The following is a 24,774-nucleotide window of genomic DNA, read 5'->3' on the forward strand; positions in this document are numbered from 1 at the left end:
GTAGGGTGGTCGGGCTATGACGAAGCCATCTCTCCCCGAGCTCCTGCACGCCGCCGTCGCCGCCGTCGGCGGTGTGGAGCGCCCCGGCCAGGTCACCATGGCCACGGCCGTCGCCGACGCCATCGACAACGGCTCCCACCTGCTCGTCCAGGCCGGCACCGGCACCGGAAAGTCCCTGGGCTATCTGGTGCCGGCGCTGGCGCACGGCGAGCGCGTGGTGGTGGCCACGGCGACCCTGGCGCTCCAGCGGCAGCTCGTGGAGCGTGATCTTCCGCGTACGGTCGACGCCCTGCACCCGCAGCTGCGCCGCCGCCCGGAGTTCGCCATGCTCAAGGGCCGTTCGAACTACCTCTGCCTCCACCGCCTCCACGAGGGCGTGCCGCAGGAAGAGGAGGACGGGCTCTTCAACCAGTTCGAGGCGGCGGCGCCCACCAGCAAGCTCGGCCAGGACCTGCTGCGGATGCGGGACTGGGCGGACGAGACGGAGACCGGCGACCGCGACGACCTGACGCCGGGCGTTTCGGACCGCGCCTGGGGCCAGGTGTCCGTCTCCTCGCGGGAGTGCCTGGGCGCCTCGAAGTGCGCGTACGGGGCGGAGTGCTTCGCGGAGATGGCCCGGGAGCGCGCCAAGCTGTCGGACGTGGTGGTCACCAACCACGCCCTGCTGGCGATCGACGCGATCGAGGGCGCCCCGGTGCTTCCGCAGCACGAGGTGCTGATCGTCGACGAGGCGCACGAGCTGGTCTCCCGCGTCACCGGCGTCGCCACCGGAGAGCTCACCCCGGGACAGGTCAACCGGGCGGTGCGGCGGGCCGCCAAGCTCGTCAACGAGAAGGCGGCCGACCAGCTCCAGAGCGCCGCCGAGGGCTTCGAGCGGCTGATGGAGCTCGCCCTGCCGGGCCGCCTGGAGGAGATCCCGGAGGATCTGGGATACGCGCTGATGGCGCTGCGCGACGCCGCTCGTACGGTGATCTCGGCGCTCGGCTCCACCCGCGACAAGTCCGTCCAGGACGAGGACGCGGTGCGCAAGCAGGCCCTCGCGGCGGTCGAGAGCGTCCACGCGGTGGCGGAGCGGATCGCCAACGGCTCCGAGTACGACGTCGTCTGGTACGAGCGGCACGAACCCCGCGGCGGAGCCGCGTACCGGCACAGTGGGGCCTCCCTGCGGGTCGCCCCGCTCTCCGTCTCGGGGCTGCTGCGGGAGAAGCTCTTCGCGGACCGATCGGTGGTGCTCACCTCGGCCACGCTCAAGCTCGGCGGGGACTTCAACGGGGTGGGCGCCTCGCTGGGCCTTGCGCCCGAGGGCACCGAGGGCGAGGACGTGCCGCGGTGGAAGGGCATCGACGTCGGCTCGCCCTTCGACTATCCCAAGCAGGGCATCCTCTATGTCGCCCGCCATCTGGCCACACCGGGCCGGGAGGGCTCGCGCGGCGACATGATGGACGAGCTGGCGGAGCTCGTGGAGGCGGCCGGGGGCCGCACCCTCGGCCTCTTCTCGTCGATGCGCGGCGCCCAGGCCGCCGCCGAGGAGCTGCGGGGCCGGCTGGACAAGCCGATCCTGCTCCAGGGCGAGGACACCCTGGGCGAGCTGATCAAGGCGTTCGCGGGCGACCCGGAGACCTGTCTGTTCGGCACGCTGTCGCTGTGGCAGGGCGTGGACGTGCCGGGCGCGAGCTGCCAGCTGGTGGTCATGGACCGGATCCCGTTCCCCCGGCCCGACGATCCACTGATGAGCGCCCGCCAGAAGGCGGTGGAGGAGAACGGCGGCAATGGCTTCATGGCGGTCGCCGCGACCCATGCCGCGCTGCTGATGGCCCAGGGCGCGGGCCGGCTGGTCCGGGCGACGGGGGACCGGGGCGTGGTCGCCGTGCTCGACCCCAGGCTGGCCAACGCGCGGTACGGCAGCTATCTGCGGGCCTCGCTGCCCGACTTCTGGTACACCACGGACCGCAACCAGGTCCGGCGCTCGCTGGCCGCGATCGACGCGGTGGCGAAGGGGGAGGGGAAGTAGGTCGTCGGCTGCGGGGCGTCTGTAGCTCATCGCGCCGGTCCTCACGCCCCTGGAAGCCGGGGCTCAGCCGGGCACGGCAGGGCCCCGGGACCGGCGCAGTGGGTCCCGGGGCCGGTCCTTGCCGACGGGTCGCTCAGACCCGCCGCAGCACTGCCACCACCTTGCCGAGGATGGTCGCCTCGTCACCGGGGATGGGCTGGTACGCGGAGTTGTGCGGGAGGAGCCAGATGTGGTTGTCCTCGCGCTTGAACCGCTTCACCGTGGCCTCGCCGTCCAGCATCGCGGCGACGATGTCACCGTTCTCCGCGACCGGCTGGCGGCGCACGGTGACCCAGTCGCCGTCGCAGATCGCGGCCTCGATCATCGAGTCACCGACGACCTTGAGGACGAAGAGCTCGCCGTCACCGACCAGCTGGCGGGGGAGGGGGAAGACGTCCTCCACCGACTCCTCGGCGAGGATGGGGCCACCGGCGGCGATCCGGCCGACCAGCGGCACATAGGAGGCCGCGGGCTTGCCGGTGGTGTCGGTCTGCTGGCTGCTGGGCTGGTCCGAGCCGCGCACCTCGTACGCCCGGGGGCGGTGCGGGTCGCGGCGGAGGAAGCCCTTGCGCTCCAGGGCCATGAGCTGGTGGGCGACGGAGGACGTGCTGGAGAGACCCACCGCCTGACCGATCTCCCGCATCGACGGCGGGTACCCCCGACGCTGGACGGAGTCGCGGATGACCTCGATGACCCGCCGCTGCCGGTCGGTGAGACCGGAGCTGTCCGCCCTGATGCCCGGAGGCCGCCCGGGCAGCGAGCGCGTTGACCGCGCGGGATCGCCGCCCTCCTGGTTCGTGACTGCGTCATTCATGGCATGCACCGGCTCAAGTCGGGTCTGGGAGCGGTCCTGGGCAGTGATGGTGGCACTGTCTGCGGTGGTGGTCACGTCGGCCCCTCTCGAAATGGTCTCCCTAGCTGGACAACGGTAGTAGCTTTCGAAAGGTTGCGCCAAACACACGTTCGAGTGAAAAATCGCAGAACGCGTGACGCGACGATAAGGCCGGGTGTATGCGGGCGCCGCGGCCGGGGTCCGATCCGGCCCGAGGCACCGGCATTTCGGGCGATTACGGTACCCTTCACCGCCGGGGCCGCGGTCCGAGGACGCGCCGCCGGGAGTCCGCCGGACGGATTCCGGAAGGCCGCCGGACCGCGCGTACGTACGACAGTGCCGCGAGGACCGTGCCGGGCACCCGGTGCCGGGCGCCCAGTCTGCCATCCGGTCGGCCGCAAACGCGGCCGGGCGCGCCCGGCGCGGAGGATCCGGCGGGCGTTTCGCCGACCCGTCGCGGGTGGCGCGTGCCCGTCGTCCGTCGCCCTCCGGGCCCGCGCGGACACGGGCCGGAACCGGCCTCCTGGGCGTTGTTCCCTGCGCGACCGATCCGCGACACGCGGTAGTGGGCGCTTGTCGGCAAAACCCCAGATCTAGTGGTTGGATTGCCCCCGCCGCCCAGAAGTTGTGGTCGTGGTCCTCCGGTCCGCGCCCATCGCCTATGCTGGTGGCTGCTTCGCCGGGGCCTGATCAGGCCCGACGAGGCTATTCAGTCGTGCTGCGAAGGAGGGTTGGGATCCATGCACTGCCCCTTCTGCAGGCACCCCGACAGCCGTGTCGTCGACAGTCGGACGACCGACGACGGCACGTCGATCCGCAGGCGCCGCCAGTGCCCCGACTGCTCCCGTCGCTTCACGACGGTGGAGACGGCCTCGCTGATGGTGGTCAAGCGGTCGGGCGTCACCGAGCCCTTCTCGCGCACCAAGGTCATCTCTGGCGTCCGCAAGGCGTGCCAGGGGCGGCCGGTCACCGAGGACGCCCTCGCCAAGCTCGGCCAGCGGGTCGAGGAGGCGGTGCGCGCCACCGGCAGCGCCGAGCTGACCACCCACGACGTGGGTCTGGCCATACTCGGCCCCTTGCAGGAGCTCGACCTCGTCGCGTACCTGCGCTTCGCGTCCGTGTACCGGGCGTTCGACACCCTTGAGGACTTCGAGGCCGCCATCGCGGAGCTCCGCGAACCACGGCCTCCCGCGGACGACGCGGACGCGCGCGTGGCAGGAGCGGCCCCCGCGGTCCCCGTGCCCGCCACCGCCGCCGACTGACCGGCGCACCCCGGTCGCCGACGGCGGCAATCCAGGACCTGTCACGGGCGCTCTGCGCGGCGCCCGGGACACAAGACACACACCGTGCCACGGGAACATTCGGGCACTTCTGGGCGTTTTCGCCCGCGTATGGGAGGCGGCATGACAGAGACGACGAGCGGCCCGGCACGAGGATCCCGCACCAAGGGTTCCAAGACGGCCAAGGGTCTGCGTATCGAGCGCATCCACACCACCCCCGGCGTGCACCCGTACGACGAGGTGACCTGGGAGCGTCGTGACGTCGTCATGACCAATTGGCGCGACGGCTCGATCAACTTCGAGCAGCGTGGCGTCGAGTTCCCCGACTTCTGGTCGGTGAACGCGGTCAACATCGTCACCAGCAAGTACTTCCGCGGGGCCGTCGGCACCCCGCAGCGCGAGACCGGTCTCAAGCAGCTCATCGACCGGATCGTGAAGACGTACCGCAAGGCCGGCGAGGACCACGGCTACTTCACCTCGCCCGCGGACGCCGAGATCTTCGAGCACGAGCTGGCGTACGCCCTCCTGCACCAGATCTTCAGCTTCAACAGCCCCGTCTGGTTCAACGTGGGCACCCCGCAGCCCCAGCAGGTCTCCGCCTGCTTCATCCTGTCCGTCGACGACTCCATGGAGTCGATCCTCGACTGGTACAAGGAAGAGGGCATGATCTTCAAGGGCGGCTCCGGCGCCGGCCTGAACCTCTCCCGCATCCGCTCCTCCAAGGAGCTGCTGTCCTCCGGCGGCAACGCCTCGGGTCCGGTCTCCTTCATGCGCGGTGCCGACGCCTCCGCCGGCACCATCAAGTCCGGCGGCGCCACCCGCCGCGCGGCCAAGATGGTCATCCTCGACGTCGACCACCCCGACATCGAGAACTTCATCGAGACCAAGGTGAAGGAGGAGGAGAAGATCCGCGCCCTGCGCGACGCGGGCTTCGACATGGACCTGGGCGGCGACGACATCACGTCCGTCCAGTACCAGAACGCCAACAACTCGGTCCGCGTGAACGACGAGTTCATGAAGGCCGTGGAGACCGGCGGCAAGTTCGGGCTGCGCGCCCGGATGACCGGTGACGTCATCGAGGAGGTCGACGCCAAGTCGCTCTTCCGCAAGATGGCCGAGGCCGCCTGGGCCTGCGCCGACCCGGGCATCCAGTACGACGACACGATCAACCACTGGCACACCTGCCCGGAGTCCGGCCGCATCAACGGCTCGAACCCGTGCAGCGAGTACATGCACCTGGACAACACGTCCTGCAACCTCGCCTCGCTGAACCTCATGAAGTTCCTCAAGGACGACGGCGAGGGCCACCAGTCCTTCGAGGTCGAGCGGTTCTCCAAGGTCGTCGAGCTGGTCATCACCGCGATGGACATCTCGATCTGCTTCGCCGACTTCCCCACCCAGAAGATCGGCGAGAACACCCGCGCCTTCCGCCAGCTGGGCATCGGCTACGCCAACCTCGGCGCCCTGCTGATGGCCACCGGCCACGCATACGACTCGGACGGCGGCCGCGCCCTCGCCGGAGCCATCACCTCGCTGATGACCGGCACCTCGTACAAGCGCTCCGCGGAGCTCGCCGCGGTCGTCGGCGCGTACGACGGCTACGCCCGCAACGCCGAGCCGCACCAGCGCGTCATGAAGCAGCACGCCGACGCCAACACCAAGGCCGTCCGCATGGACGACCTGGACTCCCCGATCTGGGCCGCCGCCACGGAGGCCTGGCAGGACGTGGTCCGCCTCGGCGAGAAGAACGGCTTCCGCAACGCCCAGGCGTCGGTCATCGCCCCGACCGGCACCATCGGTCTCGCGATGTCCTGCGACACCACCGGCCTGGAGCCCGACCTCGCGCTGGTCAAGTTCAAGAAGCTGGTCGGCGGCGGCTCGATGCAGATCGTCAACGGCACCGTGCCGCAGGCGCTGCGCCGCCTCGGCTACCAGCCGGAGCAGATCGAGGCGATCGTCGCCCACATCGCCGAGCACGGCAACGTGATCGACGCCCCGAGCCTGAAGACCGAGCACTACGAGGTCTTCGACTGCGCCATGGGCGAGCGCTCCATCTCCGCGATGGGCCACGTCCGCATGATGGCGGCCATCCAGCCGTGGATCTCGGGCGCGCTCTCCAAGACGGTCAACCTGCCGGAGACGGCGACCGTCGAGGACGTCGAGGAGGTCTACTTCGAGGCGTGGAAGATGGGCGTCAAGGCGCTCGCGATCTACCGCGACAACTGCAAGGTCGGCCAGCCCCTCTCCGCGAAGACCAAGTCGACCAAGGACACGGAGAAGGCGGAGGTGACGGCCAGGGCCGAGGACACCATCCGCACCGCGGTCGAGAAGGTCGTCGAGTACCGCCCGGTCCGCAAGCGTCTGCCCAAGGGCCGCCCGGGCATCACCACCTCCTTCACGGTCGGTGGCGCCGAGGGCTACATGACGGCCAACTCCTACCCGGACGACGGTCTGGGCGAGGTCTTCCTGAAGATGTCCAAGCAGGGCTCGACCCTCGCGGGCATGATGGACGCCTTCTCGATCGCCGTCTCGGTGGGCCTGCAGTACGGCGTTCCGCTGGAGACCTACGTCTCGAAGTTCACCAACATGCGGTTCGAGCCGGCCGGGATGACCGACGACCCGGACGTGCGGATGGCGCAGTCGATCGTCGACTACATCTTCCGCCGTCTGGCGCTGGACTTCCTGCCCTTCGAGACCCGCTCGGCCCTCGGCATCCACTCCGCCGAGGAGCGTCAGCGCCACCTGGAGACCGGTTCGTACGAGCCGACCCTGGAGGACGAGGACGTCGACGTCGAGGGCCTGGCCCAGTCCGCCCCCCGCCAGACGGAGACGCTGAAGGCCGTCGCCGCGCCGAAGCCGGCCGTCGTCGAGCCCCCGAAGGCCGTGCACAACTCGGCGGAGCTCGTCGAGATGCAGCTCGGTGTCAGTGCCGACGCGCCGCTCTGCTTCTCCTGCGGCACCAAGATGCAGCGGGCCGGCTCCTGCTACATCTGCGAGGGCTGCGGCTCGACCAGCGGCTGCAGCTGACCGCGGGCGCTCCTGGTGTGAGCGCTCCTGGGGCCGCGCAGGCCCTGCCCTGTGGGGACCGGCGAACCGCCGGTCCCCACAGGGGTGTCCGGGGACGGAACAGCCCCCGAGGGCCCGGCCGCGTAGGCGGGATTCAGACGGTCCGCGCGCCCATCGCGGCGGTGAAGTCGTCCGGCTCCAGGTCGAAGCCGCGCACGCCCGGGTTCAGCCGCCAAGCGCCGCCCGGGGCCCGGACGAACTCCGCGACCGTCGCGGCCGTGCAGTGCGCCACGGTGGAGAAGTCGTCCCGCGCCAGCTCCGTGTAGCCCTCGCGGATGTGCACCTCGGGGTTGGCCACATCACCGAAGACGAGCCGGTCCGGGCGCTGCTGGATGACCACGCCGACCACGATCCGGCCGTGCGCCTCCGGCTGACGGGCGAACTCCACCGTCACCGCCTCGTCGTCCCCGAAGCCCTTTCCGGTGGTGCTGTCGCGGCTCATGTAGACCGTGCCGTCGGGCGAGCGGCTGTCGAAGTGCACCAGATAGGCGGGGCTGCCGTAGGGATCGGACGCGAGGTAGACCGCGGCGATCAGATCGAGGTCGTGGGCCGGGGCGCCGGCCGGGCTCGGGTCCCACCGCAGTGCGACCTCGACCTTGCCGAGTCCCTTGCTGAATCCGCTCATCCCCAAACCCCTCCCCGGGGCGGCCTGTTGGCGACCGCTCTGTGACCATGCTGCCACGCGCGCGTGGTCCACCGGTCCGCCGGAGTGGGACCGGGGGCGGGCGCCCCGGCCGTACGATGGCGCTGTGCTGGTCAAGTGGATTCGCTGCGCGGTGGTCGACCGTCCCGGCTTCGACCGGGGGCAGCGGAAGTGGGCGGGACTGCTGGGGGAGCCGGGATTCAGGGGCCAGGGCGGCGGGTGGAGCAGAGGGCGGCCGGATGTGGCGCACGTCTTCACGTTCTGGGAGAGCCGCGCCTTCTACGACTCCTTCATGGCGCGCGCCCACGACCGGCTCGCCGCCGCGCAGTCCGGCACGTACAAGAACCGGCGCGCCAAGCTGTTCGACCACCGCTTCGACGTGAAGACCGGCTTCGAGCCGCGATTCACCGACGCGGACGTGGTGCGGGTGGCGCACTGCCGGGTGCACGCGGACCGCGTGGAGCACTTCGCCTCCGCCCAGGAGCGGATCTGGAACCCGGCGATGGCCGGGTCGCCGGGGATGCTGCGCGGGGTGTTCGGCGAGGCCCCGGGCCATGAGTTCCTGGTGCTGTCCATGTGGCGGTCGGCGGCCGAGCACGGCAAGTACCGGGCCGACCGGGTGGAGCGGCTCACGCTGCGGGCGGGGACGGCGGCCGACGTGGCGGGCCTTTCGGGAGCCGTCGTCGACCTGAACCCCAGCTGGACGGTGTGAGCGATACGCCGGATGGCGGCCGGACGGATGCTCGGACGCCGGACCGGCGATCTAGGGTTGACGCATGGCAAGACCGCGTCGCATCGTCCTCGTCCGGCACGGCGAGTCGGAGGGGAACGCCGATGACACCGTGTACGAGCGCGAGCCCGACCACGCGCTGCGGCTCACCGAGGCCGGGCGGCGTCAGGCCCGCGCGACCGGCGAGCGGCTGCGGGAGACGTTCGGACGCGAGCGCGTCAGCGTCTACGTCTCGCCCTACCGGCGCACCCACGAGACGTTCCGGGAGTTCGGCCTCGACCCGGAGCTGGTACGGATCAGGGAGGAGCCGAGGCTGCGCGAGCAGGACTGGGGGAACTGGCAGGACCGCGACGACGTACGCCTGCAGAAGGCGTACCGGGATGCCTACGGCCACTTCTTCTACCGCTTCGCCCAGGGCGAGTCGGGGGCGGACGTGTACGACCGGGTGGGGTCGTTCCTGGAGAGCCTGCACCGCAGCTTCGAGGCGCCGGACCATCCGCCGAACGTGCTGCTCGTCACCCACGGTCTGACGATGCGGCTGTTCTGCATGCGCTGGTTCCACTGGACGGTGGCGGACTTCGAGTCGCTCTCCAACCCCGGCAACGCGGAGACCCGAACGCTGCTCCTGGGCCCGGACGGGCGGTACACCCTGGACCGGCAGTTCGAGCGGTGGCGCGTCCCCGAGCCGTACGGCATCACCGGATAGAGTGGGTGTGCGATGACCGCTGACTCCACACTCGACTCACGTTTCGAACGCGCGCTGGCCAGCCTGCGCGGGCTGGCGGTGGGAGACGCCCTGGGCTCCCAGTTCTTCGTCCCCGCGCACTATCCGCTGCTCAAACGGCGCGAGCTGCCCCCAGGTCCGTGGCCGTGGACCGACGACACCGAGATGGCCTGCTCGGTCCTGGCCGTCCTGGCCGCCCACGGCCGCATCGACCAGGACCGCCTCGCCCGCTCCTTCGCCGAGCACCACGACTTCGACCGGGGGTACGGCCCGGCCGTCAACCGGATGCTGCGGCTGATCCGGGAGGGCGGGGACTGGCGGGAGCTGGCCGCCGCGCTCTTCAACGGGCAGGGCTCGTGGGGCAACGGCTCCGCGATGCGGATCGCGCCGCTGGGCGCCTGGTACGCGGACGACCCCGAGCAGGCGACGCACCAGGCCGAGATCTCCTCGTACACCACCCACCAGCACCGCGAGGCCGTGGTGGGCTCGATGGCGGTCGCGGCCGCCGCCGCGCTGGCCGCCGATCCGGCGGGGCCGCCGACCCCGGCGGCGCTGCTGGACGGCGTCGTCGCGCTGGTGCCGCGCAGCGCGGTCGGCGCGGGGCTGCGGCGGGCGCGGGACATGCTGGACTACGGCGACCCGGCCACGGTCGCCGCGGTGCTCGGGTGCGGGCGGCGGACCAGCGCGCACGACACGGTGCCGTTCGCGCTGTGGTCGGCGGCGCGGGGGCTCGGGGCGTACGAGCGGGCGTTCTGGACGACCGCGCAGGTGGGCGGCGATGTCGACACCACCTGTGCGATCGTCGGCGGAGTGATCGCGGCGGCCGCGGGCGGGGCGCCACCGGCCGAGTGGCTGGCGCGGACCGAGGAGCTGCCGCAGTGGCTCCCGGCGACGGCCTCGGCCTGAGCCGAGCCGTCGCCCGGGGCCCGTGGGCGGGGGTGTCAGCCCGTCGGCACGCCCGTCGGCACGCCCGACGGGCGGCCGGACGCCCGCCCGGACGTGATCTTCGACATCGTCCCCGGGCTGATGATGTTCCGCGCTCCGGTGGGCCGGGGCTGCTCGGCCGGGGTGGGGCCGGTCATGCGGGTCCGAGCGCGTGGAACGTGCGGTCCGGTGAAGCGGAACGTGCGGTCCGGTGAACCGGAATATATGGCTCCGGGAGGCCGGGGTGTCCTCGGCGGCCCGGGCGGCGTAACCTTGCTGGCGCCATGCCGTACGAACCACCCACCCACACCGTCGAGCGCTCGCTTCGCGCCACCACCGGATGCAAGATCATCGCCGGTGTCGACGAGGTCGGCCGCGGGGCGTGGGCCGGTCCCGTCACGGTGTGCGCCGCGATCACGGGGCTGCGCCGACCGCCCGCGGGTCTGACCGACTCCAAGCTCATCAGCCCCAGGCGCCGGCTCGAACTGGCGGGGGAGCTGGAGACCTGGGTGACGTCGTACGCGCTCGGGCACTCGTCGCCGCAGGAGATCGACGAGCTCGGGATGACCGCCGCGCTCCGTCTCGCCGCCGTTCGCGCGCTGGACGCGCTTCCGGTACGCCCCGAGGCGGTGATCCTCGACGGCAAGCACGACTACCTCGGTGCGCCGTGGCGGGTCCGTACCGTGATCAAGGGGGACCAGTCCTGCGTCGCGGTCGCGGCGGCCTCGGTGATCGCCAAGGTGCGCCGGGACGCGATGATGGCCGAACTCGGGGGAGCGGCGGGGGAGTACGAGGTGTTCGGCTTCGCCGACAACGCCGGCTACCCCTCGCCCACGCACAAGACGGCGCTGGAGGAGCGGGGGCCGACCCCGCACCACCGCATGTCCTGGGCGTACCTCGACGCCCTGCCGCGCTGGCGGCACTTGAAGAAGGTCAGGATCCCGGCGGCGGCCGCCGCCCTGGAAAGCGGGGGCCAGCTCGGCTTCGACTTCTGAAATCCCTGGACTTTCCCCGCCCTTTACGGGGAGACTCCGCCCCGATCGCACTTTTGCGCCCACCCGGTGATGCCCCATTCACCGGCGTTTGATAGACCTTTACCCATGCCTCTCATCCCCGAGGAGCCTCAGATTCACGAGAGCGCCCAGGGTCCCCGCGTCACTCCGGCCGCCGGCCGTACCGCGCCGACCCCCCGTCCCGTTCCTGGTCCGCGTACCGCGGCCGCCCCGCGTCCCGGTCGTCCGGGGCCCGGCCCCGCCCGGCCCGCGCCTCCCGCGCAGCGCACGCACTCCGGTGCTGCCGCGGCTGTTCCGGCTGCCGCTGCCGCCCAGCCCCAGGCGCCCCTCGGCGGGGTCGCCGACGGGCCGCAGATCCAGCTCATCCCCGCCCCGGCCGACGGCGCGCTCGACGCGGCGGGCGAGGCGGTGGACCTGCTGCTCGACACCGGCCGCGCGCCGGGCGACATCCTGGTCCTCACCACCGGTGAGCAGCATCCGTGGGCGGCGCACGAGCTGTCCTTCGGCGAGGAGTCGTACTGGGCGCAGCACGACGCCCGCGACGACGTGTTCTACGCGTCGGCCGCGTCCGTCGAGCGTGCGGCCGGCCGTCCCGTCGTGATCGTCGCCGTCAACGGCGGGGACGACGCGGCTGTGGCCGCGCTGTCGGTCGCGCGGGAGCGGGCTGGGGCGCTGCTGATCGTGTGTGGTGATCCGCAGCGGGTCAACTCGGTGCTGGGGGCGGGGGTCTGAGGGGCGCCCCTCCGGGGGTGGCCTGCTTTTCTGCGGGTGCGGGTGCGGGTGCGGGTGGGTTGCTCGCGCCGTTCCCCGCGCCCCTTGTGGCCCGGCCTTCGGGTGCCGGTTGTGGTCGGCTGGTCGCGCGGTTCCCCGTGCCCCTGTAGGTGCGGCCGGGCGTCTTCGGTGTTCCCCGATTCCCGTGCCCCTTCGGGGCATCAGCGGGCGGCTGCCCTTCGGAGGGGCTCCGGGGCTCCGCTGCGTAGGGGTGGGGGGTCGGGGGTGGTGTCCGTCAAGGAGCCGGGGTGGGTTGTGGAGTTGGGGTGACGGCCGCCGCGGCCCTCGCCCAGGACCTGCCAGCCGCCGCGCGTCAGTGTGATGTACGCGCCGCAGCGCAGCCCGTGCAGGGTGCAGGCGTCCCGCAGGCCCCACATCCAGGCGCCGTCCTCGTCGGTCCAACGCTCGTCGCCGTCACGGCAGTAGAGCAGTACGGCCGTGCGCACCGGGGTCCGGCGGCGCAGGTCGTGCGGGATCACCCGGCGCAGATGCGCCAGGAGCGCGTTGCGGAACTCCCAGCCGTCGGCGGGGCCCGGGCGCCGGACGAACGAGGCGCTGGCCGCCAGCCGTTCCTCGTGGTCCAGGACCGCGATCACGGCCGTCGACGGGGCCGGGTGGTGCCGGGTGTGCAGCCCGCCCACCACCTCACGGGGGTTGCGCAGCAGCGGTATTCCCGCCCCGGCCCACTCGGCGGGCTCCAGCATCCTGGCGAGGCGGTTCCCCGGAGCCGCCGACGTGAGGGACGACGCGCCCGCCGAGGCTGTGGACGGAGCGAATCCGAAGGTCACGGTCCTCCCTTCCGGATACGCGCCCACGCTGCGGGCAGGGTCGGGTGAGGGCGCAGCACGGCACGGCCCGAGCCGCCGGGTCCGCCGTGGGTGCGCGGCTCCAATTCTCGCTGGCTCACGGGCACGCGGCAACGAGCAAATGGACCAGCTGACTGGAATCGGAGGGTATGACGCTCATATACCTGCCCAGCCGCACCCCCGCTCACGCCCCGGCCCCCGCCGGTCATGCCTGGACGGCGAGGACCAGCGGAAACACCCCCTGCGCGCCGGCCCGGCGCAGCAGCCGGGCCGCCACCGCCAGCGTCCAGCCGGTGTCCGACCGGTCGTCCACCAGCAGCACCGGGCCGCCCGCCTCCCGCACCGCCCGGGCCACCTCGTCCGGCACCGTGAAGGCGTGGTGCAGGGCGCGCACCCGCTGGGCGCTGTTGGACGCGGGAACCCGGGACCCGGCGGCCTCCTCCCCGTACTCCACGCGGCCCAGGAGCGGCATCCGGCCGATCTCCGCGATCCGGGCGCCCAGCGACTCCACCAGCCGGGGCCGGGTGAGCGAGGCGACGGTGACCACGCCGGCCGGCCGGGGCGGTGCGTCGGGGGAGCCGGAGGCCCAGCCGCCGGGGCCCTTGGCCCAGTCCGCCAGGACCGTCACCACGGCATCGACCACCTCGTCCGGAACCGGTCCGTCGGGGCTCTGGGGGGCGAGCATGGGCCGCAGACGGTTGCCCCAGCCGATGTCCGAGAGACGGCCCAGCGCCCGGCCGGGGAAGGCCTGCTCCCCCGCGGGGATACGGCCCTTGAGGTCCACGCCGACCGCCGCGAGGCCGGTCGGCCACATCTTGCGGGGCTCGATCTCGACGCCCGGCCGGGTGAGCTCGCCCCTGGCGGCCTCCAGCGCCGCCCCCGAGACGCCGGCCGTGAAGCGGGCGCCCGCGCAGTTGTCGCAGCGGCCGCACGGGGCCGCCTCCTCGTCGTCCAGCTGGCGGCGCAGGAACTCCATCCGGCAGCCCGTCGCCGCCGCGTACTCCCGCATCGCCTGCTGCTCGGCCTCACGCTGGCGAGCCACCCACGCGTACCTCTCCGCGTCGTAGACCCACGGCTCGCCGGTGGACGTCCAGCCGCCCTTGACGCGGTGGACCGCCCCGTCCACGTCGAGGACCTTGAGCATGGTCTCCAGACGGGTGCGCCGCAGCTCGACCAGCGGCTCCAGCGCGGGCAGCGACAGCGGGCGGTCCGCCCGAGCCAGCACGTCCAGGGTGCGGCGGACCTGCTCCTCGGGCGGGAAGGCGACCGAGGCGAAGTACTTCCAGATCGCCTCGTCCTCCTTGCCGGGCAGCAGCAGCACCTCCGCGTGCTCCACCCCGCGGCCCGCGCGGCCGACCTGCTGGTAGTAGGCGATGGGGGAGGAGGGCGAGCCCAGGTGGACCACGAAGCCGAGGTCCGGCTTGTCGAAGCCCATGCCGAGCGCGGAGGTGGCGACCAGCGCCTTGACCCGGTTGGCCAGCAGGTCGTCCTCGGCCTGCTGGCGGTCGGCGTTCTCCGTGCGGCCCGTGTAGGAGGTGACGGTGTGGCCGCACTGGCGCAGATAAGCGGTGACCTCCTCGGCGGCGGCCACCGTCAGCGTGTAGATGATCCCGGAGCCCGGCAGCTCGTCGAGGTGGTCGGCGAGCCAGGCCAGCCGGTGTGCCGCGTCCGGGAGCGGCAGCACGTTGAGGCTGAGGCTCTCGCGGTCGAGGGGGCCGCGCAGCACCAGCGCGTCGGTGTCCGCGCCCGTCCCCAGCTGCTCCGCCACGTCGGCCGTCACGCGCGCGTTGGCCGTCGCGGTCGTCGCCAGGACGGGGACGCCCGGGGGGAGCTCGGCGAGCATGGTGCGCAGCCGGCGGTAGTCCGGGCGGAAGTCGTGGCCCCAGTCCGAGATGCAGTGCGCCTCGTCGACCACGAGCAGGCCGGTGGCAGCGGAGAGCTTGGGCAGTACCTCGTCGCGGAAGTCCGGGTTGTTGAGGCGCTCGGGGCTCACCAGCAGGACGTCGACCTCGCCCGCGGCCACCTCGGCCTGGACGGTCTCCCACTCCTCGGTGTTCGAGGAGTTGATCGTGCGGGCGCGGATGCCCGCGCGGGCGGCGGCCTCCACCTGGTTGCGCATCAGCGCGAGCAGCGGCGAGACGATCACGGTGGGGCCGCTGCCACGCTCGCGCAGCAGCGAGGTGGCCACGAAGTACACCGCGGACTTGCCCCAGCCGGTGCGCTGGACGACCAGCGCCCGGCGCCCCTCGGCGACGAGCGACTCGATGGCCCGCCACTGGTCCTCGCGCAGCCGGGCCGCCCCCGTGGGGTCGCCGACGAGGCGGGCCAGGACGGCGTCGGCCCGGGTGCGCAGATCCGTGGTGCTCGTGTCGTTCATGCCCCCATACAACAGGACACCTCTGACATCCGGCCCGCCCGAGGGCGCGCACCGGACGCGCGCCGCCCCCGGCGGCGGGCCGCTGGGGCCTGTCCGACGGGTCGGGCCGGCCTCGACCCGTCGGACAGGCCCTAGCGCGTGTGGTCCGAGCGCAGGCCGTCGAGCACGATGTCGATGTAGCGCCGCCAGTCGCCGCTGCGGCGGTGCACGATCGAGGTGAGGCCGCAGGTCAGGGCGAGGATGTCGGCACCGGCGATGTCGGTGCGGATGGAGCCGGCCGCCTGGCCCTTGCCGACCAGGTCCACGAGCTCGGACTCCAGGTCGGCGCGCATGGTGCTGGGCGGGCCCTCGGAGCCGAGCGTGCCGCCGATGACACTGGCGAAGCCCCGGTCGCGCGCCTCCACCTCGCCGACCCGGGTGAGCAGCATCTGGAGCGCCTCAAGGGGCTCGGCCGACTCGCGGCACACCGTGCGGTAGTACGTGAGGATCTCGCCGAAGCGCTGCTGGGAGGCCGCCACGACCATGGCTTCCTTGGTGGGGAAGTGGCGGTAGAGCGTGCCCACGCCGACCTCGGCGTGCCGGGCCACCTCGTCCATGGACACGTTGGCGCCGCGTTCCGCGAAGAGCTCGCGCGCCGCGTTCAGGACCCGGGCCCGGTTGCGCTCCGCGTCAGCCCGGAGCCGGCGGCCACCGCTCTCACTGACCGGCGTTGACGTTGGCATACGGAACCTCCCTCCGTTTGACTCTACTATGCCCTGCCGCCACCCACTGAACCAGCCCCGACTTCACGCCAGTTGGGGTATGCGGTTCGCAGTTGCCCAGTAGGTTCCCCAGGTTGGCCCCGGGTGTTGACAATGGCCTGGTAGCTGCCGTGAGACGGAAGGACGAACACGATGTCGTTGCCCCTGGGGCGTACGAGTGCGCCGGAGGTGTCGGCGTCGGTGGAGGCATTCCTGACGGAGCCGCACATCGGCGTACTGACCACGATCCGGCCCGACGGGTCCCCGCACGTGGCACCGGTGCGGTTCACCTGGGACGCGGAGGCGGGGCTCGCCCGGGTGATGACGGTGTCCACCTCCCGCAAGGCCCGCAACCTGACCGCCGCGCCGGGCTCCCGGGTCGCCATCTGCCAGGTCGCCGGGTTCAGTTGGGTGACGCTCGAGGGCACGGCCACGGTCCAGGACGAGCCGGCCCGGGTCACCGAGGGCGCGCGCCGCTACACCCGGCGCTACCGCTCCGGGCCGCCCAACCCGCCCGGCCGTGTGGTGGTCGAGATCCGGGTCGACCGGGTGATGAGCCTGAACGTATAGGGAGCACCGCAGAAAGAGCGCGGGACACACGAGCGCGGCGGTACGGGGAGGACGCTCCCCGTACCGCCGCGCTCGTGGTGTCCGCCGTGCCTCAGCCCTTGCGGGGCGGGGTGCCGGTCACCCAGATCATGCGCAGCGACAGCAGGCTCAGGCGCCAGCCGTCCGGGGTGTGCCGGGCCTCGGCGCTCACCAGGCTGCCGTTGGCGAATATCGGGTCGCGGTCGGCGTCCTGCGGATGGTCGGAGGGGTGGTGGACATGGGTGGAGACGATGTTGGCGCGCAGTGTGGCCCGGTCGCCGTCGATCTCGACCACGGCGGGCGAGTTGATGTGCTGGGTGCGGGCGAAGGCCGCCAGGGCGGTGCTGTGGTACTCGGCGAGGCCCGCGATCCCCTCGTGCCGGCTCATCGGGAACTCGACGACGGCATCCTCGGTGAACAGGCCCCGGGCCCAGGCGTCGTCGAGCTTGTCGTCGTCCAGATTGATCAGGTAGCGGTCGAGCAGTCCCGCGACATCGGCGGTGGATCGGCTTGAGGTCATGGTTGAGGATGACGCCGGAGCAGGTCTCTGACCAAGACTCCTTGTAGCGGAGTTGACGTACTTGTCAAAGGCCTGTACTAGCAGCTATTTACGCTCACCTGGGCCCTCGGGATACTGGAGAAACGCCAGTCGGAAGAGGGTAGATGGATAACTTTGACGCGGACGTAATCATCGCGGGAGCCGGCCCCACAGGACTCATGCTCGCAGGCGAACTGCGCCTGAACGGCGTGTCCGTGATTGTCGTCGACCGCCTTGCCGAGCCGATTCAGCAGTCGCGTGCGCTGGGATTCTCCGCGCGCACCATCGAGGAATTCGGCCAGCGCGGACTGCTGGAGCGATTCGGCGGCGTGGACGTCATTCCGGTCGGCCATTTCGGCGGAGTGTCCATCGATTACCGGTTGGTCGAGGGCGGCTCCTACGGGGCCCGGGGCATCCCCCAGTCGCGCACCGAGGGTGTGCTGGCCGGCTGGGCCGGGCAGCTGGGCGCCGAGGTCCGCCGCGGGGTCGAGGTCACCGGCCTGGAGGACGGCGCCGACGGGGTCACCGTGGAGGTCACCACGCCCGACGGCCCGGCCACGCTGCGCGGCCGCTACCTGGTGGGCGCGGACGGCGCCCGCAGCGCGGTGCGCAAGCTCGCGGGCATCGACTTCCCCGGCACCGACCCGGCCATCGAGCTGAGGTTCGCCGACATCAGCGGGGTGCCGCTGCGCCCGCGCTTCAGCGGCGAGCGGGTGCCCGGCGGCATGGTGATGGTGCTGCCGCTCGGCCCGGAGCGCTGCCGGATCGTCTACTTCGACCGGAGCGAGCCGCTCCGCAAGAGCCCGGACCCGATCACCTTCGACGAGGTGGCCGAGGCGTTCAAGCGCCTGTCCGGCGAGGACATCAGCGGCGCCACGGTGCACTGGGTCTCCACCACCACCGATGTGAGCCGCCAGGCCGCCGAGTACCGCAAGGGCCGGGTCTTCCTGGCCGGCGACGCCGCGCACATCCATCTGCCCATCGGCGCGCAGGGAATGAGCGCCGGCGTGCAGGACGCGGTGAACCTCGGCTGGAAGCTCGCCCTGGAGATCAAGGGGCAGGCTCCCGAGGGACTGCTCGACACCTACCACTCCGAGCGCCACCCGGTCGGCGCCCGGGTGCTCACCAACACCCTCGCCCAGCGCATCCTCTACCTGGGCGGCGACGAGATCACCCCACTGCTCGACGTCTTCACCGAGCTCACCGAGTTCGAGGACGTCCAGAAGAAGCTGATCGGGATGGTCACCGGACTCGACATCCGCCACGACGTGGGCGAGGGCGACCATCCGCTCCTCGGCCGCCGGCTCAAGGACGAGGAACTGGTGGTCGACGGCGAGAAGACCACCAACTTCGCGCTGCTGGCGGCGGGCAAGGCCGTCCTGTTCGACCTCACCGACGACTCCCACCTGCGGTCGCTCGCCGCGGGCTGGGCCGACCGTGTCACCACGGTCACCGCCGAGCAGCACGACTGCGACGCCGGTCTGGACGCCTTCCTGGTGCGCCCCGACGGTTACGTCGCCTGGGTCGCCCCCTCCGCTTCGCGCACGGAGGGGCTCGTCGAAGCCCTCAACCGATGGTTCGGCCGGCCCAACTGAGCGGGGCCCGACGCCCGGTTCTCTCATACCCGTACCCCGAAGGAAGCGAAGAACATGCCCAAGATCTCCAGCGATGACAAGCACCTCACCGTCCTCAACCTCTTCTCCACGGACGCCCCGGAGAAGCAGGAGGGTCTGCTCGGCGCGATGCGCGAGATCGTCGACGCGGCGGCCTACCCGGGCTGGATGTCCTCCACCGTGCACGCCGGTGTGGACAAGCCGGGCACGGCCAACTTCATCCAGTGGCGCAGCCGCGCCGACCTGGAGGACCGCTACGACGGCGAGGAGTTCAAGCACCGCACGCTCCCGCTCTTCGGCGAGCTGACCACCTCGATCCGGCTGCTCCAGAACGAGATCGCGTACTCCCAGACCAAGTCGGGCGGGGACGTCGAGATCTCCCCGGAGCGCTCCGACTACACCGTGATCGCGGTCTTCGGTGTCGAGGAGAAGAACCAGGACGCCCTGGTGGACGCGCTCGGCCCGTCGATGAAGTTCCTCGCCGACGTTCCCGGCTACGTCTCCCACACGGTCCTCAAGGGCGTCGCCGCCCGCGGTCTCGAGGGCTCCTTCGTGGTCTCCTACTCGCAGTGGGAGAGCAAGGAGGCGTTCGACGCCTACCAGGCCGTCGCCCAGGACGACAAGCCCGCCGCCCGGCTGGACGCGGAGAAGCGCACCGGCTCGCTCCTGACGTCGGTGGACTCCAACACCTACCGGGTGGTCCACACCCGCGCCGCCGGCCAGTAACACCCGGCGCGAAAACGCACCACCGCACCTCACGAAGCGCCCGGCTCCCTTTATGGAGCCGGGCGTTCCGGCATTTCCGGGCCTGTCGCGCACACAAGACGCTCCGGTCCGCCACCTGACGGCACCTGACGCCGACGTGACAATTACGCACCGCCCCGCTGCTCTTCGTTGCGTGTTCTCTGACATGGCTGCGGTGTATTTGCGGAACCTGACCGAACCGGACGTAGACCTGAACCGGGGCGCCTTGAACGGCGAGCGGGATCAGAAGACCCTTGAATACATGATCCGGGGCGTGGTTCGCCACCGCTGATCCTCTCGCTCAACTCCCGTTCATGGCCCTCATATCCGGGCGCGTCCGACGTCGTACGCGCCGGGAGCTGGGCCAGTGCCGGATCAACCGCAACCGCTGAGGAGCGAAAACGTATGCACAGCACGCTGATCGTCGCCCGCATGGAACCCGGTTCGAGCACCGACGTCGCCAAGCTGTTCGCCGAGTTCGACGCGACGGACATGCCGCACCGGATGGGAACGCGGCGCCGCCAGCTGTTCTCCTACCGGGGCCTCTACTTCCACCTCCAGGACTTCGACGCGGACAACGGCGGTCAGCTGATCGAGGCCGCGAAGAACGACCCGCGGTTCGTCGGGATCAGCGAGGACCTCAAGCCGTTCATCCAGGCGTACGACCCGGCCACCTGGCGCTCGCCCGCCGACGCCATGGCCGCGCGCTTCTACAACTGGGAGGCGGGCGCGTGACAACGCCTCGCAGGGTCGTCATCACGGGGATGGAGGTGCTCGCCCCGGGTGGAATCGGCACCAAGAACTTCTGGAGCCTCCTCAGCGAGGGCCGCACGGCGACGCGTGGGATCACCTTCTTCGACCCCACGCCGTTCCGCTCCCGGGTGGCGGCCGAGATCGACTTCGATCCGTACGAGCACGGTCTGAGCCCGCAGGAGGTCCGGCGCATGGACCGCGCCGGGCAGTTCGCCGTCGTCGCCTCGCGCGGCGCGGTCGCCGACAGCGGCCTGGAGCTGGCCGGACTCGACCCGTACCGGATCGGCGTCACCGTCGGCAGCGCGGTCGGCGCGACCATGGGCCTGGACGAGGAGTACCGGGTCGTCAGCGACGGCGGCCGGCTCGAACTGGTCGACCACGAGTACGCCGTCCCGCACCTCTACAACCACCTCGTGCCGAGCTCCTTCGCGGCCGAGGTCGCCTGGGCGGTCGGCGCGGAGGGCCCCAGCACCGTGGTCTCCACCGGCTGCACCTCCGGCATCGACTCCGTCGGCTACGCCGTCGAGCTGATCCGCGAGGGCTCCGCCGACGTCATGATCGCCGGTTCCTCGGACGCGCCGATCTCGCCGATCACCATGGCGTGCTTCGACGCGATCAAGGCGACGACCAACCGCCACGACGAGCCGGAGACGGCCTCGCGCCCCTTCGACAACTCGCGCAACGGTTTCGTCCTCGGTGAGGGCACCGCCTTCTTCGTCCTGGAGGAGCTGGAGAGCGCCAAGCGGCGCGGCGCCCACATCTACGCGGAGATCGCCGGCTACGCCACGCGCTCCAACGCGTACCACATGACCGGACTGCGCCCCGACGGCGCGGAGATGGCCGAGGCGATCCGCGTGGCGCTCGACGAGGCGCGGATGAACGGCGACCAGATCGACTACGTCAACGCCCACGGCTCCGGCACCAAGCAGAACGACCGCCACGAGACGGCCGCCGTCAAGCGCAGCCTCGGGGACCACGCGTACCGGATCCCGATGAGCTCCATCAAGTCGATGGTGGGCCACTCGCTGGGCGCGATCGGCTCGATCGAGATCGCCGCCTCGGCGCTCGCCATGGAGTACAACGTCGTGCCGCCCACGGCGAACCTGCACACGCCCGACCCGGAGTGCGACCTGGACTACGTCCCGCTCACGGCCCGCGACCAGCGGACCGACGCGGTGCTCTCGGTCGGCAGCGGCTTCGGTGGATTCCAGAGCGCCGTGGTGCTCGCCCGTCCCGAGAGGAACCTCGCATGACGTCGTCCGTGGTGGTCACCGGCCTGGGGGTGGCGTCGCCCAACGGGCTCGGCATCCAGGACTACTGGGCGGCGACCGTCGGTGGCAAGAGCGGCATCGGCCGCATCACCCGCTTCGACCCGTCGTCCTACCCGGCCAAGCTGGCCGGCGAGGTCCCCGGCTTCGTCGCCGAGGACCTGCTGCCGAGCCGGCTGCTGCCGCAGACCGACCGCGTCACCCGGCTCGCGCTGGTCGCGACCGACTGGGCGCTCGCCGACGCGGGCATCACCCCCTCCGAACTGCCCGAGTTCGACATGGGCGTGGTGACCGCGAGCGCGGCCGGCGGCTTCGAGTTCGGCCAGGGCGAGCTCCAGGCCCTGTGGTCCAAGGGCAGCCAGTACGTCTCGGCGTACCAGTCCTTCGCCTGGTTCTACGCGGTCAACAGCGGCCAGATCTCCATCCGCAACGGGATGAAGGGCCCCAGCGGCGTGGTCGTCAGCGACCAGGCCGGCGGACTCGACGCCGTGGCGCAGGCCCGCCGCCAGATCCGCAAGGGCACCGCGCTGATCGTCTCCGGCGCGATCGACGCCTCGGTCTGCCCCTGGGGCTGGGTGGCGCAGCTGGCCAGCGACCGGCTCTCCACCAGCGAGGAGCCGAACCGCGCCTATCTGCCGTTCGACCGCGAGGCCGCGGGATACGTGCCCGGCGAGGGCGGCGCGATCCTGATCATGGAGGACGCCGAGGCGGCCCGCGCCCGCGGTGCCCGGATCTACGGCGAGGTCGCGGGCTACGGCTCGACCATCGACCCCAGGGCCGGCTCCGGCCGTCCGCCGGGGCTGCGCAAGGCCATCGAACTCGCCCTGGCCGACGCGGGGGTCGCCCCGGGCGACGTGGACGTGGTCTTCGCCGACGCCGCCGCCGACCCCGAGCTCGACCGCCAGGAGGCCGAGGCGATCAACGCGGTCTTCGGCACCCGGGGGGTCGCGGTCACCGCGCCCAAGACGATGACCGGACGGCTCTACTCGGGCGCGGCCCCGCTGGACCTGGCCGCCGCGTTCCTCGCGATCAAGGACGGGGTCATCCCGCCGACCGTGCACACCGACCCGGCCGCCGAGTACGACCTGGACCTGGTCCTGGGCCAGCCGCGCACCGCCGAGGTGCGCACCGCGCTGGTCCTGGCCCGTGGCTACGGGGGCTTCAACTCGGCCGTCGTCGTCCGCGCCTAACGCTCCGCGGTACCGCCCCAGACATCCGGCAACGCCGTACACCTAAGAAAGGGAACACCCATGGCCACCACGTTCACCCTCGACGACCTCAAGCGCATCCTCCTGGAGGCAGCGGGCGCCGACGAGGGCGTCGACCTGGACGGCGACATCCTGGACACCGAGTTCGAGGTCCTGGGGTACGAGTCGCTCGCCCTGCTGGAGACGGGCGGCCGGATCGAGCGTGAGTACGGCATCTCGCTGGACGACGACGCGCTGACCGACGCCACCACCCCGCGCGCCCTCATCGAGGTCGTCAACGCCCAGCTCTCCTCCGCGTCCGCCGCCTGAGCCGCTGACAAGCCTGAGCCACCGACAAGGAAGAACGACATGACCGAGAACACCGCACGGGTCGCACTGGTGTCGGGTGCCACGAGCGGCATCGGGCTCTCCGTGGCCCGGCTGCTCGCCTCCCAGGGGCACCGCGTCTACATCGGCGCGCGCAACGCCGACAACGTCGCCGAGACCGTCAAGCAGCTCCAGGGCGAGGGCTTCGAGGCCGACGGCTCGGCGCTGGACGTCACCGACGCCGCGAGCGTCAAGGCCTTCGTGCAGTCGGCCGTCGACCGCTTCGGCACCGTCGACGTGCTGGTCAACAACGCCGGCCGGTCGGGCGGCGGGGTGACCGCCGACATCGAGGACGAGCTGTGGGACGCCGTCATCGACACCAACCTGAACAGCGTCTTCCGGATGACCCGCGAGGTCCTGAACACCGGCGGCATGCGCCACAAGGACCGCGGCCGGATCATCAACATCGCCTCCACCGCGGGCAAGCAGGGCGTGGTGCTCGGCGCCCCGTACTCGGCGTCCAAGCACGGCGTGGTCGGCTTCACCAAGGCGCTCGGCAACGAGCTCGCGCCCACCGGCATCACGGTCAACGCCGTCTGCCCGGGCTACGTCGAGACGCCGATGGCCCAGCGCGTGCGCCAGGGCTACGCGGCCGCCTACTCCACCTCCGAGGACGCGATCCTGGAGAAGTTCCAGGCCAAGATCCCGCTCGGCCGCTACTCCACCCCGGACGAGGTCGCCGGTCTGGTCGGCTACCTCGCCTCCGACACCGCCGCCTCCATCACCGCGCAGGCGCTCAACGTCTGCGGCGGCCTCGGCAACTTCTGATCCGCCACGTACCCGAAGGAGCAGCGGATATGACGACCCGTGAGGTCGAGCACGAGATCACCATCGACGCCCCCGCCGCCGCGGTGTACCGGCTGCTGGCCGAGGTCACCAACTGGCCGCGGATCTTCCCGCCCACGATCTACGTGGACCAGGTCGGGGAGAACGGCAACCACGAGCGCATCCGGATCTGGGCCACCGCCAACGGCGAGGCCAAGAACTGGACCTCGCACCGCGAGCTGGATCCCGAGGCCCTGCGGATCACCTTCCGCCAGGAGGTCACCACGCCTCCGGTCGCGGCGATGGGCGGCACCTGGATCATCGAGACCCTGGGGGAGAACTCCTCGCGGGTCCGGCTGCTCCACGACTACCGGGCCATCGACGACGACCCCGAGGGCCTGGCCTGGATCGACGAGGCGGTCGACAAGAATAGCCGCTCGGAGCTGGCCGCGCTCAAGCAGAACGTCGAACTGGCCCACGCGACCGAGGAGGTGACGTTCTCGTTCACCGACACCGTCATCGTCCAGGGCTCGCCCAAGGACCTGTTCGACTTCATCAACGAGGCGGACCGCTGGTCCGAGCGGCTGCCGCACGTGGCCGTGGTCCGGCTGACCGAGGACACCCCCGGGCTCCAGACCCTGGAGATGGACACCCGCGCCAAGGACGGCTCGGTGCACACCACCAAGTCGTACCGGGTGACCTTCCCGAACTACAAGATCGCGTACAAGCAGGTCACGCTGCCCGCGCTGATGACCCTGCACACCGGGATCTGGACGTTCGAGGAGACCCCGGAGGGCACGGCCGCCTCCTCGCAGCACACCGTCACCCTCAACACGGACAACATCGCGAAGATCCTCGGCCCCGAGGCCACCGTCGCGGACGCCCGGGAGTACGTGCACACCGCGCTGTCCACCAACAGCACGGCCACGCTCAACCACGCCAAGACGTACGCCGAGTCGAAGGGCTGAACCGGAG

The 24,774-nt window shown here is 71.5% G+C and carries 24 protein-coding genes; 17 read left to right on the forward strand and 7 right to left on the reverse strand.

Features of this window, described 5'->3' with window-relative positions; translation table 11 throughout:
• Window positions 1-16: 16 nt before the first annotated feature.
• The gene (locus ACZ4MU_RS24955; protein WP_467880572.1) at window positions 17-2,011 is read left to right on the forward strand and encodes an ATP-dependent DNA helicase; all 1,995 of its coding nucleotides are present in this window, start codon (window positions 17-19) and stop codon (window positions 2,009-2,011) included.
• A gap of 133 nt (window positions 2,012-2,144) precedes the next feature.
• Here the strand turns inward: ACZ4MU_RS24955 and lexA are convergent, their stop codons facing one another.
• Entirely contained in the window at window positions 2,145-2,939 is a 795-nt protein-coding gene (gene lexA / locus ACZ4MU_RS24960; RefSeq protein ID WP_358833856.1) for a transcriptional repressor LexA, read from the reverse strand.
• 683 nt (window positions 2,940-3,622) lie between these two features.
• Between lexA and nrdR the strand changes: the two genes are divergently transcribed.
• Together nrdR and ACZ4MU_RS24970 are read left to right on the forward strand one after the other, a co-directional pair.
• The gene (nrdR, locus tag ACZ4MU_RS24965; RefSeq protein WP_467880575.1) at window positions 3,623-4,144 is read left to right on the forward strand and encodes a transcriptional regulator NrdR; all 522 of its coding nucleotides are present in this window, start codon (window positions 3,623-3,625) and stop codon (window positions 4,142-4,144) included.
• A gap of 141 nt (window positions 4,145-4,285) precedes the next feature.
• On the forward strand, window positions 4,286-7,189 hold the full coding sequence (locus ACZ4MU_RS24970; RefSeq protein ID WP_467880578.1) for a vitamin B12-dependent ribonucleotide reductase: 2,904 nt from the start codon (window positions 4,286-4,288) through the stop codon (window positions 7,187-7,189).
• Window positions 7,190-7,322: 133 nt separating this feature from the next.
• Here the strand turns inward: ACZ4MU_RS24970 and ACZ4MU_RS24975 are convergent, their stop codons facing one another.
• Window positions 7,323-7,853: a TerD family protein gene (locus ACZ4MU_RS24975; RefSeq protein ID WP_467880580.1), complete on the reverse strand. Its 531-nt coding sequence runs from the start codon at window positions 7,851-7,853 to the stop codon at window positions 7,323-7,325.
• A 124-nt stretch (window positions 7,854-7,977) separates the two neighbouring features.
• Between ACZ4MU_RS24975 and ACZ4MU_RS24980 the strand changes: the two genes are divergently transcribed.
• The 3 genes from ACZ4MU_RS24980 (at window position 7,978) to ACZ4MU_RS24990 (ending at window position 10,231) form a co-directional block, all read left to right on the forward strand.
• A complete protein-coding gene (locus ACZ4MU_RS24980; RefSeq protein ID WP_467880582.1) occupies window positions 7,978-8,583 on the forward strand; it encodes a YdbC family protein in 606 nt (201 codons plus the stop codon).
• Between the two features lie 64 nt (window positions 8,584-8,647).
• Window positions 8,648-9,307, forward strand: coding sequence for a histidine phosphatase family protein (locus ACZ4MU_RS24985; protein ID WP_358837747.1), 660 nt, complete (start codon window positions 8,648-8,650; stop codon window positions 9,305-9,307).
• Window positions 9,308-9,319: 12 nt separating this feature from the next.
• A complete protein-coding gene (locus ACZ4MU_RS24990; RefSeq protein ID WP_467880585.1) occupies window positions 9,320-10,231 on the forward strand; it encodes an ADP-ribosylglycohydrolase family protein in 912 nt (303 codons plus the stop codon).
• 35 nt (window positions 10,232-10,266) lie between these two features.
• Here ACZ4MU_RS24990 and ACZ4MU_RS24995 read toward each other — a convergent pair whose 3' ends face one another.
• On the reverse strand, window positions 10,267-10,407 hold the full coding sequence (locus tag ACZ4MU_RS24995; protein WP_467880587.1) for a hypothetical protein: 141 nt from the start codon (window positions 10,405-10,407) through the stop codon (window positions 10,267-10,269).
• Between the two features lie 126 nt (window positions 10,408-10,533).
• Here ACZ4MU_RS24995 and ACZ4MU_RS25000 point away from each other — a divergent pair, with 126 nt between their 5' ends.
• Both ACZ4MU_RS25000 and ACZ4MU_RS25005 read left to right on the forward strand, forming a co-directional pair.
• Window positions 10,534-11,244 carry a ribonuclease HII gene (locus ACZ4MU_RS25000; RefSeq protein WP_467880590.1) on the forward strand — a complete coding sequence of 237 codons (711 nt, stop codon included), beginning with the start codon at window positions 10,534-10,536 and terminating at the stop codon, window positions 11,242-11,244.
• A 105-nt stretch (window positions 11,245-11,349) separates the two neighbouring features.
• Complete coding sequence (locus tag ACZ4MU_RS25005; protein WP_467880592.1) at window positions 11,350-11,994, forward strand: hypothetical protein; 645 nt, start codon at window positions 11,350-11,352, stop codon at window positions 11,992-11,994.
• Between the two features lie 200 nt (window positions 11,995-12,194).
• Here ACZ4MU_RS25005 and ACZ4MU_RS25010 read toward each other — a convergent pair whose 3' ends face one another.
• From ACZ4MU_RS25010 to ACZ4MU_RS25020, 3 genes are all read right to left on the reverse strand, one after another.
• Window positions 12,195-12,821, reverse strand: a complete 627-nt coding sequence (locus ACZ4MU_RS25010) for a hypothetical protein (RefSeq protein WP_467880595.1) — start codon at window positions 12,819-12,821, stop codon at window positions 12,195-12,197.
• 223 nt (window positions 12,822-13,044) lie between these two features.
• Complete coding sequence (locus ACZ4MU_RS25015; protein ID WP_467880597.1) at window positions 13,045-15,216, reverse strand: RecQ family ATP-dependent DNA helicase; 2,172 nt, start codon at window positions 15,214-15,216, stop codon at window positions 13,045-13,047.
• 131 nt (window positions 15,217-15,347) lie between these two features.
• Entirely contained in the window at window positions 15,348-15,938 is a 591-nt protein-coding gene (locus ACZ4MU_RS25020; RefSeq protein ID WP_467880599.1) for a TetR/AcrR family transcriptional regulator, read from the reverse strand.
• 171 nt (window positions 15,939-16,109) lie between these two features.
• On the opposite strand from ACZ4MU_RS25020, the gene ACZ4MU_RS25025 reads away from it, so the two are divergent.
• The gene (locus ACZ4MU_RS25025) at window positions 16,110-16,526 is read left to right on the forward strand and encodes a pyridoxamine 5'-phosphate oxidase family protein (protein ID WP_467880601.1); all 417 of its coding nucleotides are present in this window, start codon (window positions 16,110-16,112) and stop codon (window positions 16,524-16,526) included.
• A gap of 91 nt (window positions 16,527-16,617) precedes the next feature.
• On the opposite strand, the gene ACZ4MU_RS25030 is transcribed toward ACZ4MU_RS25025, so the two are convergent.
• Window positions 16,618-17,064: a nuclear transport factor 2 family protein gene (locus ACZ4MU_RS25030; protein ID WP_467880604.1), complete on the reverse strand. Its 447-nt coding sequence runs from the start codon at window positions 17,062-17,064 to the stop codon at window positions 16,618-16,620.
• A 143-nt stretch (window positions 17,065-17,207) separates the two neighbouring features.
• On the opposite strand from ACZ4MU_RS25030, the gene ACZ4MU_RS25035 reads away from it, so the two are divergent.
• The 8 genes from ACZ4MU_RS25035 to ACZ4MU_RS25070 all read left to right on the forward strand — a co-directional run bounded on the left by ACZ4MU_RS25035 (window position 17,208) and on the right by ACZ4MU_RS25070 (window position 24,767).
• Window positions 17,208-18,677, forward strand: a complete 1,470-nt coding sequence (locus ACZ4MU_RS25035) for an FAD-dependent monooxygenase (RefSeq protein ID WP_467880607.1) — start codon at window positions 17,208-17,210, stop codon at window positions 18,675-18,677.
• A 54-nt stretch (window positions 18,678-18,731) separates the two neighbouring features.
• The gene (locus ACZ4MU_RS25040) at window positions 18,732-19,421 is read left to right on the forward strand and encodes an antibiotic biosynthesis monooxygenase family protein (protein WP_467880610.1); all 690 of its coding nucleotides are present in this window, start codon (window positions 18,732-18,734) and stop codon (window positions 19,419-19,421) included.
• A gap of 423 nt (window positions 19,422-19,844) precedes the next feature.
• On the forward strand, window positions 19,845-20,174 hold the full coding sequence (locus tag ACZ4MU_RS25045) for a TcmI family type II polyketide cyclase (RefSeq protein WP_361383184.1): 330 nt from the start codon (window positions 19,845-19,847) through the stop codon (window positions 20,172-20,174).
• Window positions 20,171-21,445, forward strand: coding sequence for a beta-ketoacyl-[acyl-carrier-protein] synthase family protein (locus tag ACZ4MU_RS25050; RefSeq protein WP_467880613.1), 1,275 nt, complete (start codon window positions 20,171-20,173; stop codon window positions 21,443-21,445). Before ACZ4MU_RS25045 ends, ACZ4MU_RS25050 begins: the two co-directional genes overlap by 4 nt.
• Complete coding sequence (locus tag ACZ4MU_RS25055; protein WP_467880616.1) at window positions 21,442-22,650, forward strand: ketosynthase chain-length factor; 1,209 nt, start codon at window positions 21,442-21,444, stop codon at window positions 22,648-22,650. The genes ACZ4MU_RS25050 and ACZ4MU_RS25055 overlap by 4 nt, the downstream gene beginning before the upstream one ends.
• A gap of 60 nt (window positions 22,651-22,710) precedes the next feature.
• Complete coding sequence (locus tag ACZ4MU_RS25060; protein ID WP_358832637.1) at window positions 22,711-22,977, forward strand: acyl carrier protein; 267 nt, start codon at window positions 22,711-22,713, stop codon at window positions 22,975-22,977.
• 39 nt (window positions 22,978-23,016) lie between these two features.
• Window positions 23,017-23,802: a 3-oxoacyl-ACP reductase FabG gene (gene fabG / locus ACZ4MU_RS25065; RefSeq protein ID WP_467880619.1), complete on the forward strand. Its 786-nt coding sequence runs from the start codon at window positions 23,017-23,019 to the stop codon at window positions 23,800-23,802.
• 29 nt (window positions 23,803-23,831) lie between these two features.
• The gene (locus ACZ4MU_RS25070) at window positions 23,832-24,767 is read left to right on the forward strand and encodes an aromatase/cyclase (RefSeq protein WP_358832639.1); all 936 of its coding nucleotides are present in this window, start codon (window positions 23,832-23,834) and stop codon (window positions 24,765-24,767) included.
• Window positions 24,768-24,774 lie beyond the last annotated feature (7 nt).

Source organism: Streptomyces sp. NPDC026377 (assembly GCF_055567715.1).